The organism is Citrobacter sp. RHBSTW-01013 (assembly GCF_013781985.1).
Classification (GTDB): Bacteria; Pseudomonadota; Gammaproteobacteria; order Enterobacterales; family Enterobacteriaceae; genus Citrobacter; species Citrobacter braakii.
Map to the genome: position 1 here is coordinate 2,712,759 of NZ_CP056185.1, position 15,853 is coordinate 2,728,611.

Annotated in this window: 15 protein-coding genes; 8 read left to right on the forward strand and 7 right to left on the reverse strand. The window is 51.5% G+C overall.

What is annotated here, in order from left to right:
• From HV350_RS13125 to HV350_RS13135, 3 genes are all read left to right on the forward strand, one after another.
• Positions 1-1,488 (forward strand): carboxypeptidase M32, encoded by a 1,488-nt coding sequence (locus tag HV350_RS13125; protein WP_181628658.1) that lies wholly within the window; start codon positions 1-3, stop codon positions 1,486-1,488.
• A gap of 137 nt (positions 1,489-1,625) precedes the next feature.
• Positions 1,626-1,946: an acid resistance repetitive basic protein Asr gene (asr, locus tag HV350_RS13130; RefSeq protein ID WP_131405950.1), complete on the forward strand. Its 321-nt coding sequence runs from the start codon at positions 1,626-1,628 to the stop codon at positions 1,944-1,946.
• A gap of 270 nt (positions 1,947-2,216) precedes the next feature.
• Entirely contained in the window at positions 2,217-3,038 is an 822-nt protein-coding gene (locus tag HV350_RS13135) for a serine protease (protein ID WP_016156459.1), read from the forward strand.
• Between the two features lie 34 nt (positions 3,039-3,072).
• Here the strand turns inward: HV350_RS13135 and mdtI are convergent, their stop codons facing one another.
• Together mdtI and mdtJ are read right to left on the reverse strand one after the other, a co-directional pair.
• The gene (gene mdtI / locus HV350_RS13140; protein ID WP_016153035.1) at positions 3,073-3,402 is read right to left on the reverse strand and encodes a multidrug/spermidine efflux SMR transporter subunit MdtI; all 330 of its coding nucleotides are present in this window, start codon (positions 3,400-3,402) and stop codon (positions 3,073-3,075) included.
• Entirely contained in the window at positions 3,389-3,754 is a 366-nt protein-coding gene (mdtJ, locus tag HV350_RS13145; protein ID WP_161623250.1) for a multidrug/spermidine efflux SMR transporter subunit MdtJ, read from the reverse strand. Before mdtJ ends, mdtI begins: the two co-directional genes overlap by 14 nt.
• A 416-nt stretch (positions 3,755-4,170) precedes the next feature.
• Here mdtJ and HV350_RS13150 point away from each other — a divergent pair, with 416 nt between their 5' ends.
• Positions 4,171-5,205, forward strand: a complete 1,035-nt coding sequence (locus tag HV350_RS13150) for an AI-2E family transporter (RefSeq protein WP_019076755.1) — start codon at positions 4,171-4,173, stop codon at positions 5,203-5,205.
• Between the two features lie 25 nt (positions 5,206-5,230).
• On the opposite strand, the gene HV350_RS13155 is transcribed toward HV350_RS13150, so the two are convergent.
• From HV350_RS13155 to pntA, 3 genes are all read right to left on the reverse strand, one after another.
• Positions 5,231-6,427 (reverse strand): multidrug effflux MFS transporter, encoded by a 1,197-nt coding sequence (locus HV350_RS13155; RefSeq protein ID WP_181628660.1) that lies wholly within the window; start codon positions 6,425-6,427, stop codon positions 5,231-5,233.
• A gap of 159 nt (positions 6,428-6,586) precedes the next feature.
• A complete protein-coding gene (gene pntB, locus HV350_RS13160; protein ID WP_016153031.1) occupies positions 6,587-7,975 on the reverse strand; it encodes a Re/Si-specific NAD(P)(+) transhydrogenase subunit beta in 1,389 nt (462 codons plus the stop codon).
• A 10-nt stretch (positions 7,976-7,985) separates the two neighbouring features.
• Positions 7,986-9,515: a Re/Si-specific NAD(P)(+) transhydrogenase subunit alpha gene (gene pntA / locus HV350_RS13165; protein ID WP_029139532.1), complete on the reverse strand. Its 1,530-nt coding sequence runs from the start codon at positions 9,513-9,515 to the stop codon at positions 7,986-7,988.
• A gap of 525 nt (positions 9,516-10,040) precedes the next feature.
• Here pntA and ydgH point away from each other — a divergent pair.
• The 3 genes from ydgH to folM all read left to right on the forward strand — a co-directional run bounded on the left by ydgH (position 10,041) and on the right by folM (position 13,371).
• Complete coding sequence (gene ydgH, locus HV350_RS13170) at positions 10,041-10,985, forward strand: DUF1471 family protein YdgH (RefSeq protein ID WP_016156455.1); 945 nt, start codon at positions 10,041-10,043, stop codon at positions 10,983-10,985.
• A gap of 244 nt (positions 10,986-11,229) precedes the next feature.
• Positions 11,230-12,612, forward strand: a complete 1,383-nt coding sequence (locus HV350_RS13175; protein ID WP_016153028.1) for an amino acid permease — start codon at positions 11,230-11,232, stop codon at positions 12,610-12,612.
• Positions 12,613-12,648: 36 nt separating this feature from the next.
• Positions 12,649-13,371, forward strand: a complete 723-nt coding sequence (folM, locus tag HV350_RS13180) for a dihydromonapterin reductase (protein ID WP_019076752.1) — start codon at positions 12,649-12,651, stop codon at positions 13,369-13,371.
• On the opposite strand, the gene HV350_RS13185 is transcribed toward folM, so the two are convergent.
• A complete protein-coding gene (locus HV350_RS13185; RefSeq protein WP_016153026.1) occupies positions 13,368-13,703 on the reverse strand; it encodes a GlpM family protein in 336 nt (111 codons plus the stop codon). The genes folM and HV350_RS13185 overlap by 4 nt on opposite strands.
• 117 nt (positions 13,704-13,820) lie before the next feature.
• Between HV350_RS13185 and rstA the strand changes: the two genes are divergently transcribed.
• On the forward strand, positions 13,821-14,564 hold the full coding sequence (rstA, locus tag HV350_RS13190) for a two-component system response regulator RstA (RefSeq protein WP_016153025.1): 744 nt from the start codon (positions 13,821-13,823) through the stop codon (positions 14,562-14,564).
• Between the two features lie 148 nt (positions 14,565-14,712).
• Here the strand turns inward: rstA and HV350_RS13195 are convergent, their stop codons facing one another.
• Positions 14,713-15,741 (reverse strand): HoxN/HupN/NixA family nickel/cobalt transporter, encoded by a 1,029-nt coding sequence (locus tag HV350_RS13195; RefSeq protein ID WP_181628661.1) that lies wholly within the window; start codon positions 15,739-15,741, stop codon positions 14,713-14,715.
• Between the last annotated feature and the right edge of the window lie 112 nt (positions 15,742-15,853).

A 15,853-nucleotide genomic window follows, 5' to 3' on the forward strand; every position in this document is an offset into this window, starting at 1 on the left:
ATGAGTAACAATGATAATTACCATCAGCTCACCCGCACGTTCCAGCGGCTCTCTCGCTTCTCCCACCTCTCGGCAATCGCCAGTTGGGACATGTTTACCATGATGCCATCTGGCGGCAGCAAAGCTCGCGGCGAAGCGCTGGCCGAGCTGAGTGTGCTTGAGCACCAGTTGTTAACCGACCCGAAGGTGGCAACGTGGATCGCCGCAGCCCAACAGGAGGACCTTAACGATGTTGAGCAAGCCAACCTGCGCGAAATGTCGCGACTGCATCATCAGGCATCCTTACTACCTGAATCGTTGGTAGAAGCGAAATCACTCGCGGGTAGCCGCTGCGAGCATGCCTGGCGCAGCCAGCGACCAGCGAATGACTGGGAGGGATTTTCCGAAAACCTGAAAGAGGTCGTGAAGCACAGTCGTGAAGAAGCCCGGCTGCGTGCGGAAGCCACAGGCTGTTCGCCGTATGACGCGCTACTGGACATTTTCGAACCAGGGATGACCAGTGCCCAATTGGATGTCTTGTTTGCAGACGCTAAGAGCTGGTTACCGGATCTGCTCAACAAGGTGGTGGCAAAGCAGTCTCAGCAGTCGCTCATCGCCCCGGTTGGTCCTTTCCCAACCGCAATCCAGCGAGAGTTAGGCCTTGAAACGATGGCGCAGTTGGGATTCGATTTTACGGCTGGTCGACTGGATATCAGTGCGCACCCCTTCTGTGGTGGCGTACCTGAAGATGTGCGTATCACCACCCGCTATGATGAAAACGAATTACTTAGCGCGCTGTTTGGCGTGATCCATGAAACCGGTCACGCCCGCTATGAGCAAAATCTGCCGCACAGTTGGTCAGGGCAACCTATCGCCCTGGCACGCTCAACCGCCATTCATGAGTCCCAGAGTCTGTTCTTTGAGATGCAACTGGGGCGCAGTAAAGCATTCCTGACGCGGTTAATTCCTGCTGTGACGCGCCACTTTGGCGATCAGGCTGCGTTTGAAGAAAGCAATTTCATCGCCTGGAACCAGCAGGTTAAACCCGGTTTTATCCGTGTTGATGCCGACGAGGTGAGCTATCCTGCTCACGTTATCCTGCGTTATGAAATCGAACGCGCGCTCATTAATGGCGATATTGAAGTGGATGATATCCCGGCATTGTGGAATGAGAAAATGCAGTCCTGGCTGGGGCTGTCAACCATCGGCAACTATCGTAACGGTTGTATGCAGGATATTCACTGGACCGATGGCGGCTTTGGCTACTTCCCTTCCTATACTTTAGGCGCCATGTATGCGGCGCAGTTATTCAGTGCCGCTAAGCGCGCATTGCCTGATTTAGAGCAGTCTATTGCGCAAGGTGAGTTTGGTGCCCTGTTTGACTGGTTACGTCAGAATATCTGGCAGCATGGCAGCCGTTTCACCACTGAACAACTTATTACCCAGGCCACCGGAGAGCCGCTCAGCAGCCGTTATTTCCGCGCTCATCTGGAAGCCCGCTATTTGTAATCTCATACCGTGAGTCATTGTACATATCGTTACACGCCGAAACCAATGACTCACGGAAGCCCTGTGATTACAGCGATATAGTTATTTCAACGGCCCCGCAGTGGGGTTGAATGAAAAACCAAATCGAGGGTATGAGAATGAAAAAAGTATTAGCTCTGGTTGTTGCCGCTGCTATGGGTCTGTCTTCTGCTGCATTTGCTGCTGAAACAACTGCTACCACCGCTCCGGCTGCTGCTGCAACCACCAAAGCAGCTCCGGCAAAAACCACTCATCATAAAAAACAGCACAAAGCAGCGCCGCAGAAAGCGCAGGCTGCCAAGAAACACGCTAAAAAATCCACCACAAAACCCGCTGCAGAACAAAAAGCACCAGAGCAGAAAGCTCAGGCAGCAAAAAAACACACCAAAAAAGCCGTAAAACACGACACCGCTAAACCCGCTGCTCAACCTGCTGCATAACACATTTGTAGTTACTATGGCGTCCCCCACGCCATAGCATACGGCGCTAAATCGACCTGATTTAGCGCCGCCTTTTGGAGGGTAAAATGGTGTCACATTATCGCTTTGAGTTCATTCTTATTACCCTGATAATTTGCGCCCTCATTGCCATGCATTTTTATCTTTCCTGAGTGTAGTTATCTGATTTTACTCCCACTTTCCCGCCGTCCCGTCTATAGTATTAACTGAGGGTTTGCTGTTAAAAATCATAATTCCCCACCAGAGTGTGATATGCATAAAACCATTGCTGTGTTACTGGGTTCAATTTGTTTACTTCCTGTCGTTGCGCATGCGGACCAGCCTGCAACGGCCAGCGCTGAAGCAGAAAACGTAAAAACGCTGTTTTTTGGTCATGACGATCGCATAAAAGTGACTGACCCAACGCAATCTCCATGGGACGCTATCGGGCAACTGGAAACCGCCAGCGGTAACCTGTGTACTGCCACGCTCATTTCACCACGACTGGCACTGACTGCCGGACACTGCTTACTCACCCCCCCGAAAGGCAAGCCGGATAAAGCCGTGGCATTACGCTTCGTGTCGAAAAAGGGTGTCTGGCGCTACGAGATCCACGGCATTGAAGGACGGGTTGATCCCTCGCTCGGAAAACGTTTAAAAGCCGATGGCGATGGCTGGATTGTGCCGCCTTCCGCGGCCCCGTGGGATTTTGGTCTGGTGGTGCTGCGTTACCCACCTTCTGGCATCACACCGCTGCCATTATTTGAAGGTGATAAAGCGGCATTAACCGCGGCGCTGAAAACCGCAGATCGTAAAGTTACGCAGTCGGGTTACCCGGAAGATCATCTCGATGACTTGTACACGCATCAGGATTGCGTGGTGACCGGTTGGGCGCAGAATACCGTCTTGTCGCACCAGTGCGATACACTCCCGGGCGACAGCGGTTCACCATTGATGTTGAAGACAGATACTGGCTGGCAGTTGATTGGCGTACAAAGCTCCGCTCCGGCGGCGAAAGATCGCTGGCGGGCCGATAATCGCGCCATATCCGTGACCGGTTTTCGCGATAAGCTGGATGAGTTGGCGAACGAATAACCTATGCTGCCCGTAGTAACGGGCAGCACTGAGATCAGGCAAGTTTAATCATCACCATTCCGGCAAGCAGCAGCGCCAAACCGATCCAGCCTTTATGATTCAGGCGCTGACCAAACAATACCCAACCTGCCGCTAACGTCGCAGCAATCCCAAAGCCGCCCCACAAGGCGTAGGCAACAGAAAGGTCGATACCTTTTACCGCCTGGGACAGCGCGCTAAAGGCCGCTAACACGGCTGCCAGCGACAGCACGCCATAAGTCTTGCGGCGAAACCCATCTGAAAATTTCAAAAAGACGTTAGCGACGATTTCGAGCACAATGGCTATGCCAAGCCATGCGCCGTGAACCCACTCAAACTGCTGCATGGCTCACCTCTCTGCCCGCCTTTGTCGGTTTTCGTGTACCGGATTTAATCAGCACAATACCTAACACCAGCGAGACCAGTCCAGCCACCTTCATCGTGGACAAGGTTTCGTCAAATAACAGCACGCTGAACAGCGTAATAAATAAAATACCGATACCTTCCCATAAGGCATAGGCCACACCAAGGGCAATTTTTTTAACGGCAAAACTGAGGAAAATATACGATAAGGCAATCATTACCAGCATTAAAATAAAGCCCGAATTACCATGGCCGACGCTTGCCCATTTCATTGACAGCGTACCAGTAATTTCAGCCGCGATGGCCAGACCTAATAATATCCAGTAAAACATAATGCTTCTCCTGCTTGAGAATATAGTCCTTTGGGCCTACTGCATGCAGTAAACCAAAAAATAAAATTAGTTAGCTCAGCGCACAGCGCCAGCTCAGGCAGAAGAAGGGACTAAAGCGCGTTGCGCCAGTGTTGCTCACCCGCAAGCAAGAAAGTGGAGGAGGTACGAAGAAGTGAAGGTAAACGCAAAAACATCCTGAACATATTGTCCATAATATTACAATTATCCGCAGTGTTGCTTCTCATCATCGCGGATGATAATTGTCCTCGGTAGTTAAACACAGATGATTTGTACCATAGCTTCAATGCGAACTCAAAGTCTTTTCACTTCTTTACCTGCCCCATTTGATTTTTGTTATAACGGCTCGACGCAAATCACATTATTATTCAGATTCAAAAATGAAAAATGCAGGAATACACATGGCGAAACCGATCATCACGCTTAACGGCCTAAAAATAGTCATTATGCTGGGCATGCTGGTTATCATCCTGAGCGGCATCCGCGTTGCCGCAGATATCATCGTCCCATTTATTCTGGCGTTATTTATTGCCGTCGTGCTTAACCCCGTGGTGCAGCGGATGGTCAAACTTCGCATACCGCGCGTAATAGCGGTATCATTGCTCATTGTTATTATTGTGATGCTAATGGTGTTGCTATTAGCGTATTTAGGTACATCCTTAAACGAGCTTGCGCGAACGCTGCCGCAGTATCGCTCTTCACTGGTTATCCCACTCAAAAACCTTGAGCCGTGGTTACAGCGCGCAGGGATCGGCGTTTCCGTAGATGAACTCGTCAAATATATCGACCCGAACGCGGCAATGACGCTGGTGACCAATTTACTGGCGCAGTTGTCTAATGCCATGTCATCGATATTTTTACTGCTGTTGACGGTGGTTTTTATGCTGCTGGAAGTACCGCAGTTACCCAACAAACTCAAACAAATGATGAGTCGTCCCATTGAGGGAATGGCGGCGATTCAACGCGCCATCGACAGCGTTTCCCACTATCTGGTGCTCAAAACGGCGATCAGCATTGTGACCGGGCTGGTAGCCTGGGGCATGCTCGCCGCACTCGACGTGCGTTTCGCCTTTGTCTGGGGACTGCTGGCCTTTGCACTCAACTATATTCCTAATATCGGTTCGGTGCTGGCCGCCATTCCCCCTATTGCTCAGGTGCTGGTATTTAGCGGCCTTTATGACGCCCTGGTGGTTTTCGCAGGTTATCTGGTCATTAACCTGGTGTTCGGAAATATCCTCGAACCGCGGATCATGGGGCGTGGACTTGGGTTGTCTACGCTGGTGGTGTTTCTGTCGTTAATCTTCTGGGGCTGGTTACTGGGGCCTGTCGGGATGCTGCTTTCTGTGCCGCTGACCATCATCGTGAAAATCGCGCTTGAGCAAACCAACGGCGGTCAAAGCATTGCCGTGTTGCTGAGCGATCTCAATAAAGAGTGAATTCGCCCCGCCATTGCGGGCATTTTTATCGTTTAGCCCGTAGCGCCAGAACGGCGCTACACAACGTAAATAACGCAATTATCCAGGCCATAGTCCATGGCGTTCCGTCGCTGAAGACGGCCAGCAGCAATGACGAGATAATGCCGCTACCGTATTGTAACGCGCCAATCAGCGCGGAGGCTGAACCGGCGATGCTCGGTACTGCGTCCAGCGCAGCAGCGGTTGAAGTAGCAGCAATAATGCCATTCATTGAGAAAAACAGAAAAACGGTGATGATAATGGCTTCAACGCCACCAGACTCCAGCTTAACCAGCACTGCAAGCGCCACTGCAGCCAGCGCCGCCAGCATCGTCGCATACTTTAGCAGTTGCTCCAGAGAATGCTGTTGCACCAGACGACGGTTTACTACGCTCATGACCATGACTCCGACAATATTGAGCGCAAACAGCCAGCCGTATTGCTGTGGTTCAACATGGTAATAGCTAATATAAACGAACGGCGAACCGGTAATAAACGCATACGCGGCAACGTAATAACACGTCAGGCTCAGGGTGTAGCGCATAAAACGTCCATTGCTGAATAACGAACGGTAATTACGAAATGCGCCAGCTAAAGAAGCTTTCACCCGTTTCTCTTCCGGCAATGTTTCCGGCAGCCAGTTTAAGGAGATAAACATCAGCGCCCCTATCACCGCCAGCAGCCAAAAAACAGAGTGCCAGGTGCTCAGGCGAATAATTTGTCCGCCAATCAACGGTCCTGCTATTGGCGCAATCGCCATGACCAGCACCAGAGTTGAAAGCATTTGCGCCGCGCGAGTACGTGCAAAGAGATCGCGGATCATCGCCCGCGCCAGCATAGGTCCGGTACAGGCTCCAAGCGCCTGAAAAACTCGCCAGAAAACAATTTGCGTAATACTCGTGGACATCGCACATCCTGCGGAGCCGATGATAAAAAGCACCATGCCAATTAACAGCGGTTTACGCCGTCCCAGATGATCGCTTATCGGCCCCCAAATCAATTGCGCAATGGCGAAACCTACCAAAAAACCGGTGATCGTCAGTTCTACATTGCCATGTAAATCCTCTGCCATTGTCGGCATTGCCGGAAGATAAATGTCGGTGGAAAGCGAGGCAAAGGCCATCAGGCCACTGAGGATCAGAATAAAAGTAAGACCAGTCTGGCTTGCTATAGCCGCCGACGAGGCATGTTTACGTGTACGCATAGCGCCCTGTTATGTTCTAAAAAGTCAGGAAGCAGTATATACACGGCGTTTTACGGTGATTAGACGGTTAAAACCGTATGGGTTTATGAGTGGTAATCATGAATAGCGGAGTATTAAAAAAACGGCCTCCGCAGAGGCCGTCTTGGTTTGCGCTGACGATTACAGCGCTTTCAGGATCGCATCCACGCTGGCTTTGGCATCGCCAAACAGCATATGAGTGTTTTCTTTAAAGAACAGCGGGTTCTGCACGCCAGCATAGCCGGTGTTCATAGAACGTTTGAACACGATAACGTTCTGCGCTTTCCATACTTCCAGCACCGGCATACCGGCGATTGGGCTACGCGGATCGTCCTGCGCCGCCGGGTTTACCGTATCGTTGGCGCCAATCACCAGCACGGTATCGGTATCGGCGAAATCATCATTGATTTCATCCATTTCCAGCACTATGTCATAGGGTACTTTGGCTTCCGCCAGCAGCACGTTCATATGACCTGGCAAGCGCCCTGCTACCGGGTGAATACCAAAGCGTACCTTGATGCCGCGGGCGCGCAGTTTCTCGGTGATTTCAGCGACCGGATATTGCGCCTGTGCCACGGCCATGCCATAGCCCGGGGTGATTATCACGGAGTGCGAGTTCTTCAGCATTTCTGCCGTGTCTTCCGCATTAATCTCACGATGCTCACCGACTTCTTCATCAGACCCCGTAGAAGAACCATCAGAACCAAAGCCACCGGCAATCACGCTGATAAACGAACGGTTCATCGCCTTACACATGATGTAAGACAGGATCGCACCGGAAGAACCGACCAGCGCACCGGTGACGATCAGCAGATCGTTGCTGAGCATAAAGCCCGCCGCCGCCGCCGCCCATCCTGAATAGGAGTTAAGCATTGAAACGACGACCGGCATATCCGCACCGCCGATGGACGCCACCAGATGCCAGCCAAAGGCTAACGCAATAATGGTCATCACCAGCAGCGCCAGAACCTGCAGACCCACGCTTTCGGTACGAACAAACACCACCAGCAGCAGGAAAGAAACAACCAGCGCCGCCAGGTTCATTTTGTGACGATTTGGCAGCATCAGCGGTTTAGAGGAGATCTTACCGCGCAGTTTGCCAAACGCCACCACGGAACCGGTAAAGGTCACCGCACCGATGAAGATACCAAGGAACACTTCCGTCAGGTGAATGTTCACCAGAATCGGTTCCAGGCCCGTGTCGTGATACAGGTAGCTGTTGAAACCCACCAGTACCGCCGCCAGACCGACGAAGCTGTGCAGAATCGCCACCAGCTCCGGCATCTCGGTCATCTCGACTTTCTTCGCCAGACGAATACCAATCGCGCCGCCGATGATCATCGCCACCAGGATCCACGCAACGTTGCCGGTCTCCGGGCCAAAAATCGTGGCAATCAGCGCAATCGCCATCCCGGCGATACCGTAGTTGTTACCCTGTTGAGAGGTTTCGTGTTTCGAAAGCCCCGCCAGGCTGAAAATAAACAGGATCGCGGCAACAATGTATGCAGCTGTAACTAATCCTCCAGACATATGTTACCCCTTAGTTTTTCCGGAACATTTTCAGCATGCGCTGAGTCACGGTGAAGCCACCGAAAATATTAATGCTGGCAATAAGCACCGCGATAAAGCTCAGGAAACTCACCCAGCCACCCTGGCCAATTTGCAATAACGCCCCGACAACGATGATCCCGGAGATAGCGTTCGTCACGGACATCAGCGGAGTGTGTAGCGCGTGCGACACATTCCAGACCACGTAGTAACCCACTACACAGGAAAGCGCGAACACCGTAAAGTGCCCCAGGAACTCTTTCGGCGCGACATCAGCGAGCCAGCCAAACAGTATGACGACCAGCGCCATCAACGCATATTTGCGCCACGGTGAGGCCGGTTTTTTCTCTTCTTTCGGCGCGGGCGCGGCTTTTGGCGCAGCCTGCGGCTGAGCAGAAACCTGGATAGGCGGCGCAGGCCAGGTGATTTCACCCTCGCGAACCACCGTAACGCCACGTACGACCACGTCGTCAAAATCGACGGTGATATTGCCGTCTTTCTCTTTGCACAACAGCTTGAGCAGGTTAACGAGGTTCGTGCCATAAAGCTGGGAAGACTGCGTCGGCAGTCGGCCTGGCAGATCGGTATAACCGATAACCTTCACCCCGTTCTCGGTGGTGGTCACCTGGTTAGGCACGGTGTATTCGCAGTTACCGCCGTTTTGCGCGGCGAGATCGACAATCACGCTGCCCGCCTTCATCGAATCGACCATTTCACGGGTGATCAGTTTCGGTGCCGGTTTGCCCGGAATCAACGCGGTGGTAACGATAATATCAACGTCTTTCGCCTGCGCGGCGAAGAGCGCCATTTCAGCTTTGATGAACGCTTCGGACATCACCTTGGCGTAACCGTCGCCGCTGCCGGCCTCTTCTTTAAAGTCCAGTTCGAGGAATTCAGCGCCCATACTCTGAACTTGCTCTTTCACTTCCGGACGGGTGTCAAAAGCACGAACGATAGCGCCCAGGCTGTTTGCCGCACCGATAGCAGCCAGACCTGCCACACCCGCACCAATCACCATGACCTTGGCAGGTGGAACCTTGCCCGCGGCGGTGATCTGCCCGGTGAAGAAGCGGCCAAATTCATGAGCGGCTTCAACAATGGCACGATACCCGGCGATATTCGCCATCGAGCTTAAGGCATCCAGCGACTGCGCGCGCGAAATACGCGGCACGGAGTCCATCGCCATAACCGTCACGTTGCGCTCTGCCAGCTTCTGCAACAGCTCAGGGTTTTGCGCGGGCCAAAGAAAACTCACCAGCGTCGTGCCCGGGTTGAGCAACGGGATTTCCGCCTCTTCCGGCGCGTTGACCTTCAGGATAATCTCTGACTGCCAGACGGCATTTCCGTCAACAATTTCTGCGCCTGCTTGTACAAACGCCTTATCGTCAAAACTTGCCAGTTGACCTGCACCGCTTTCAACCGCGACGCTGAAACCCAACTTAAGCAGCTGCTCAACCGTCTTCGGCGTAGCTGCGACGCGGGTTTCATTGGTTAACCGTTCTCTTGGTATGCCAATTCGCATAATGTTCCCTTCCATCTGTATTTGTGATGATGGTTTATCAATGTTCGCACGAGGCATGCGCGCACTCTCGAAAGAGGTCAGTGTTACCCCAATAAAATAAAACAGTAACAAACTCTGTATAACCTACTGAAAATGACGCCTGTGATCTAGCGCCAATAAACAGTATTTATTATGAAATTCGCGAAATAGAGATGAATCGAACCGCTGGCAGATAAAATACCCTAAAAATAGCCCACAAAGGCCGATAATTCGCTCAAGCGAAGCGGCAAAACATGATTACGTGCCTGCCAAAAACAATTGATTAACATTAAATTAACTTATGAAATTCAACTGCTTTATCAGTTTTGGTCGCCAAACGCCGAAATTTTCGACATATCACAAAATGTTATCTGTGTTGTTACGTCACGTGGCACGATGAGTGAAAAATGACGCAGACACTGACACAATTTAAATGCAATAATCAGCGACGTTTCTAGTCAATAACAATACCAGTACCTGGTTTGCGCAAGGCGAAGGATTATTTTTATGAAGCTTAAGAACACTCTCCTGGCGTCCGCACTTATTTCTGCGACTGCTTTTTCTGTAAATGCAGCGACAGAATTGACGCCGGAGCAAGCGGCTGCCCTGAAACCCTATGACCGCATTGTGGTTACCGGTCGTTTTAATGCTATCGGTGACGCGGTGACCGCCGTATCACGCCGTGCAGATAAAGACGGTGCAGCCTCCTTTTATGTTGTTGATACCTCAGATTTTGGCAGCGGCGGTAACTGGCGCGTTGTAGCCGACATCTATAAAGCCGATGCTGAAAAAGCGGAAGCGTCCAAAAACCGTGTCATTAACGGCGTTATGGAATTACCGAAAGATCAGGCCGTTCTGATAGAACCATTCGATACCGTTACGGTGCAGGGCTTCTACCGCAGCCAGCCTGAAGTGAACGATGCCATCACCAAAGCAGCGAAAGAGAAAGGCGCTTACTCCTTCTACATCGTGCGCCAGGTCGATGCCAACCAGGGTGGCAACCAGCGTATTACCGCATTCATCTATAAAGCTGATGCGAAAAAACGCGTAGTACAAAGCCCTGATGCGATCCCAGCAGATTCAGATGCCGGACGTGCCGCATTAGCTGCCGGTGGCGAAGCCGCGAAGAAAGTTGAGATCCCAGGCGTTGCGACTACCGCGTCTCCGAGCGCTGAAGTCGGTCGTTTCTTCGAAACGCAATCCACCAAAGGTGGGCGTTACACTGTCACGCTGCCGGATGGAACCAAAGTTGAAGAACTGAATAAAGCAACCGCCGCTATGATGGTGCCGTTCGACAGCATTAAGTTCACCGGTAACTATGGCAACATGACTGAAATCTCTTACCAGGTAGCCAAACGCGCAGCGAAGAAAGGCGCTAAGTATTATCACATCACCCGCCAGTGGTCTGAACGTGGTAATAACATGACCATCAGCGCTGACCTGTATAAGTAATACTCAGTACCTTATCAGGTCTACAGCCTTGTAGACCTGATAATTTCCCACCATCCTCCCCTCGGGCGAAACAAAAACAGCAGTATTAAGACTACTTTTCACACTATTAGTCACAAATCTCTCTATCCCCATTGCATGCGTTCTCTTCTCTCCGTAAAATCCCGCGCCTTAGTGGCTTTCACCATTTTTATGCGGTTTGCCAAAATAATTATTCTCTCACTCTCGTTTTTGTCACTGGATACAAATGGAAAAGAAATTGGGTCTGAGCGCACTCACCGCGCTGGTTTTAAGCTCAATGCTCGGCGCTGGTGTTTTCAGCCTGCCACAAAATATGGCGGCGGTAGCAAGCCCGGCTGCATTACTGATTGGTTGGGCGATTACCGGTGCGGGTATCCTTTTGCTCGCCTTTGCCATGCTGATTCTGACGCGTATCCGTCCTGAACTGGATGGCGGCATATTTACCTATGCACGTGAAGGTTTTGGTGAGCTGATTGGCTTTTGCTCCGCGTGGGGATATTGGCTGTGTGCTGTTATCGCTAACGTTTCGTATCTGGTGATTGTTTTCTCTGCGCTCAGCTTCTTTACCGACACGCCGGAGTTACGTCTGTTTGGCGATGGTAATACCTGGCAGTCGATTGTTGGCGCATCGGTGCTGTTGTGGGTGGTCCATTTTCTGGTGCTGCGTGGTGTGCAAACGGCAGCCAGTATTAACCTGGTGGCGACGCTGGCGAAATTACTGCCGCTTGGTCTGTTTATCGTGCTGGCGTTTATGCTGTTTAAGCTCGACACCTTTACCCTCGATTTTACCGGCGTAGCGTTGGGCGTTCCCGTCTGGGAGCAGGTAAAAAACACCATGCTCATCACCCTGTGGGTTTTCATCGGTGTGGAAGGCGCGGTGGTGGTTTCAGCTCGTGCCAGAAACAAACGCGACGTCGGACGCGCTACGCTGCTGGCGGTACTCGCCGCGCTGGGCGTTTACCTGCTTGTCACCCTGCTGTCTCTGGGCGTTGTCGCACGTCCCGAACTGGCGGAGATCCGCAACCCGTCAATGGCCGGTCTGATGGTGAAAATGATGGGGCCATGGGGGGAAATTATTATTGCCGCAGGTCTGATTGTCTCCGTGTGCGGTGCTTATTTAAGCTGGACGATTATGGCGGCGGAAGTGCCGTTCCTCGCCTCCACGCACAAAGCGTTTCCACGCATTTTTGCGCGGCAGAACGCGCAAGGCGCGCCATCGGCGTCGCTGTGGCTGACCAACATCTGCGTACAGATTTGCCTGGTGCTGATCTGGCTCACAGGTTCCGACTACAATACGTTATTAACCATCGCCTCAGAAATGATTCTGGTGCCCTATTTACTGGTCGGCGCATTTCTGCTGAAAATTGCCACTCGTCCAATTCATAAGGCTGTCGGTATCGGAGCGAGTATTTATGGCATATGGTTATTGTATGCGTCAGGTCCGATGCACCTGCTGCTGTCTGTGGTGCTGTATGCGCCAGGGCTGCTGGTCTTCCTTTATGCCCGTAAAACACACGCGCATGAAAACGTATTAAAACGCCAGGAAATGGCGCTGATCGGCCTGCTGCTTGTTGCTGCTGTTCCGGCGACCTGGATGTTGATGGGGTAACATTGTCCCCATCGTTCGCGACACATGGAGATTACGATGGGTAAAAAACCCCCTTTGCCAATTCTTATCACCGGAGGAGGTCGACGTATCGGTCTCGCCGTCGCATGGCACTTTATTAATCAAAAACAGCCAGTTATCGTTAGCTACCGCACGCATTATCCGGCTATTGATGGCCTGCGAGATGCGGGGGCGCTGTGTATCCAGGCTGATTTTTCCACCGATGAAGGCGTACTGGCCTTTGCGGATGAGGTCAAAGCACAGACGGATGGCCTGCGCGGTATTGTGCATAATGCCAGTGCCTGGCTTGCAGAAAAGCCCGGTGCGCCGTTAACCGAAGTGCTGTCAGCCATGATGCAGATTCACGTCAATACCCCCTACCTGCTCAACCACGCGCTGGAAGGATTGCTGCGCGGGCATGGACACGCGGCCAGCGATATTATCCATTTTACGGATTATGTTGTAGAGCGTGGCAGCGATAAGCACATTGCTTATGCTGCCAGCAAAGCGGCGCTGGACAACATGACCCGCTCGTTCGCGCGCAAACTGGCACCAGAAGTGAAAGTGAACGCGATTGCCCCCTCGCTAATCCTGTTTAACGAGGGTGACGATGCAGAGTATCGTCAGCAGGCATTGAACAAATCACTGATGAAAACAGCGCCGGGTGAAAAAGAGGTCATTGATTTAATTGACTATCTGTTGACCAGCTGTTTTGTCACCGGGCGTAGTTTTGCCCTTGATGGCGGGCGTCATCTGCGTTAGTGCAATTTAATCCAACAAAAAATAAGCAACCATGCGCTCAGGCCCCAGCACACCACTGAACCGCCGAGCGCAACGGGTAAGCGCATAAATCCGGTGAAATACCACAGCGAAACGAGGTAGACAAAATAGGGAATAATCGACCACATGCTGAAGACAATGGTTGTACGCAACGCTTCGATCCCACGTTCACTGGCCACGATATAGTGGGCAATCAACGCAAAGGTCGGGAACAACGGAATTAATCCGGCAATATAGTAGTTCTTTGTTTTCGCCAGCACACCAATTAACACCACCACCAGCGCACCGAGCGCCGCTTTTATAACGAGTCCCATCACTCTGCCTTAACACATCAATAACATCAGCCTCTAGCATAACGGAAGCGTTCTTGTTTAGAAAAGATTAATGGAAGGAAAAACCGGGGCGGTGTATGTTGGCGTTTTATATTCAAAATGAATGATATGAACACCATCGTATTTGTTGAAGATGATCCCGAAGTTGGCTCGCTGATTGCGGCCTATCTGGCCCGGCATGATATTGAGGTTATCGTTGAGCCTCGAGGTGATTTGGCCGAGGAGAAAATCCTGCAAGTTCAACCCGATCTGGTGTTATTAGATATCATGCTGCCGGGCAAAGATGGGATGACTATCTGCCGCGATTTGCGCGGACGCTGGCAGGGTCCAATTGTGTTGCTCACCTCGCTGGACAGCGATATGAACCATATTCTGGCGCTGGAAATGGGTGCCTGTGACTATATTCTGAAGACAACGCCGCCAGCTGTACTGCTTGCTCGCCTGCGTCTGCATCTGCGCCAGAATGAACACTCAGTCCAGTCTAAAGGCATTCAGGCGGCAACCATCACGCCGCACACAACGCTGCGCTTTGGCACACTCACTATCGACCCAACCAATCGTTCCGTGCTGCTCGGCGGCGAGCAAGTCTCTCTTTCCACCGCAGATTTTGAATTACTGTGGGAGCTGGCAACCCATGCCGGGCAAATTATGGACCGCGATGCGCTGCTGAAGAACCTGCGCGGCGTAAGTTATGACGGCATGGATCGCAGCGTTGATGTCGCAATTTCCCGGTTACGCAAAAAACTGCTCGATAACGCGACTGAACCCTATCGAATCAAAACGGTGCGCAACAAAGGTTATCTGTTCGCACCGCACGCCTGGGACGATGAGCCTCAAATGTAATCCCTCCGGGCCGACCATTATACGTTACACCGTCACTTTTAATATCACCCAGATTTGGGTGATGCAGATGGTGTGTATCATCACCGCGAATTAGTCAGACCTCAAGTAAGATCAAAGCCTTCCCTTTCACGGAAGGCTTTCTTTTGTGTCAACTAAACGTCAGCCCGTCGTATTTTTTCCAACGGTAATTTATTGCAGAAATAATCCAGCAGCCGATAAAGACGCCAATAATCGCAAACCCGACATTCCCCATATGGTCACTCAACTCGCTGACGGTATCCCACAACCCCCCCTGAAGCGAAAATGCGTCAGAGAGAAGCCCTAGCGCCTCCAGCCCACCAATAAAAAGCGCAACAATTACCGAGGTCCAGGTGATGGTCATATTGTAATAGAGCTTACGCTGCGGCTTATTGAATGCCCATCCGTAGGCCTCAACCATCAGGATACTGTCGAGGCAGTCAATCAGCGCCATGCCGCAGGTAAACAGCGCCGGGAACACGAGAATTGACCACACCGACATGCCACTGGACGCGCTTGAAGCTGAAATTCCGAGCAGAGAAATTTCAGTAGCGGTATCAAAACCCAGGCCAAACAAAAAGCCGACAAAATACATATGCCAGTCTTTGCCTACCAGCCGAAACGCCGAGCGGAAAAGCCAGTTCAGCGGGCCTGAAACTGTCATTTCCTCTGTGGTGCCATCGTAAGTACCGGTGCGTTTTAGATGACGAAAAGCCTTCCAGACATGACAGAATATAACGAGATTAATGGTAGCCAGAATCAGCAGAAATACGGCAGAGACCGTGGTACCTATCAGACCGCCGACATTCTGAAACCATGCCATGTGTTGCTTAAACACGCTGGTGGTCAACGCAATGCCAATGCTTGCCAGTACCACAATGGTGGAATGCCCCAGGGAAAACCAGGCTCCCGTCGTCAGGGCGCGTTTTTTCTGCTGCATAAGTTTGCGCGTAGCGCTATCTATCGCGGCGATATGATCGGCATCAACAGCATGGCGCAAACCATAGCACCATGCGATCAGACTAAGCGCCAGTAACGACGTGTTGTTGCTAAACGCGGTGAAAGCCCACAGCCACGCCACGATGTTTGCCCCGATGAGTAAGACCATCAACAAAATAATGTTCGGGCGTTTTTTTAATAATAAAAACAATGCGTTCATTGCTCACAGCCTGTCAAATTTGCGCTAAAAAACACACTACACCGCCGTTCACTGATTGATTAATAAAACATTTACCAGGCTAATGATAACTCTAAAGAATTACCAGCCCAGT

Bases quoted from the DNA above. Each gene is read 5' to 3' on its own strand.
- HV350_RS13185 (WP_016153026.1), bottom strand. From the start codon at position 13,703: ATGGGACTCGTTATAAAAGCGGCGCTCGGTGCGCTGGTGGTGGTGTTA.
- rstA (WP_016153025.1), top strand. From the start codon at position 13,821: ATGAATGATATGAACACCATCGTATTTGTTGAAGATGATCCCGAAGTT.
- HV350_RS13175 (WP_016153028.1), top strand. From the start codon at position 11,230: ATGGAAAAGAAATTGGGTCTGAGCGCACTCACCGCGCTGGTTTTAAGC.
- HV350_RS13195 (WP_181628661.1), bottom strand. From the start codon at position 15,741: ATGAACGCATTGTTTTTATTATTAAAAAAACGCCCGAACATTATTTTG.
- HV350_RS13125 (WP_181628658.1), top strand. From the start codon at position 1: ATGAGTAACAATGATAATTACCATCAGCTCACCCGCACGTTCCAGCGG.
- pntB (WP_016153031.1), bottom strand. From the start codon at position 7,975: ATGTCTGGAGGATTAGTTACAGCTGCATACATTGTTGCCGCGATCCTG.
- asr (WP_131405950.1), top strand. From the start codon at position 1,626: ATGAAAAAAGTATTAGCTCTGGTTGTTGCCGCTGCTATGGGTCTGTCT.
- pntA (WP_029139532.1), bottom strand. From the start codon at position 9,515: ATGCGAATTGGCATACCAAGAGAACGGTTAACCAATGAAACCCGCGTC.
- HV350_RS13155 (WP_181628660.1), bottom strand. From the start codon at position 6,427: ATGCGTACACGTAAACATGCCTCGTCGGCGGCTATAGCAAGCCAGACT.
- HV350_RS13150 (WP_019076755.1), top strand. From the start codon at position 4,171: ATGGCGAAACCGATCATCACGCTTAACGGCCTAAAAATAGTCATTATG.
- folM (WP_019076752.1), top strand. From the start codon at position 12,649: ATGGGTAAAAAACCCCCTTTGCCAATTCTTATCACCGGAGGAGGTCGA.
- mdtI (WP_016153035.1), bottom strand. From the start codon at position 3,402: ATGCAGCAGTTTGAGTGGGTTCACGGCGCATGGCTTGGCATAGCCATT.
- HV350_RS13135 (WP_016156459.1), top strand. From the start codon at position 2,217: ATGCATAAAACCATTGCTGTGTTACTGGGTTCAATTTGTTTACTTCCT.
- ydgH (WP_016156455.1), top strand. From the start codon at position 10,041: ATGAAGCTTAAGAACACTCTCCTGGCGTCCGCACTTATTTCTGCGACT.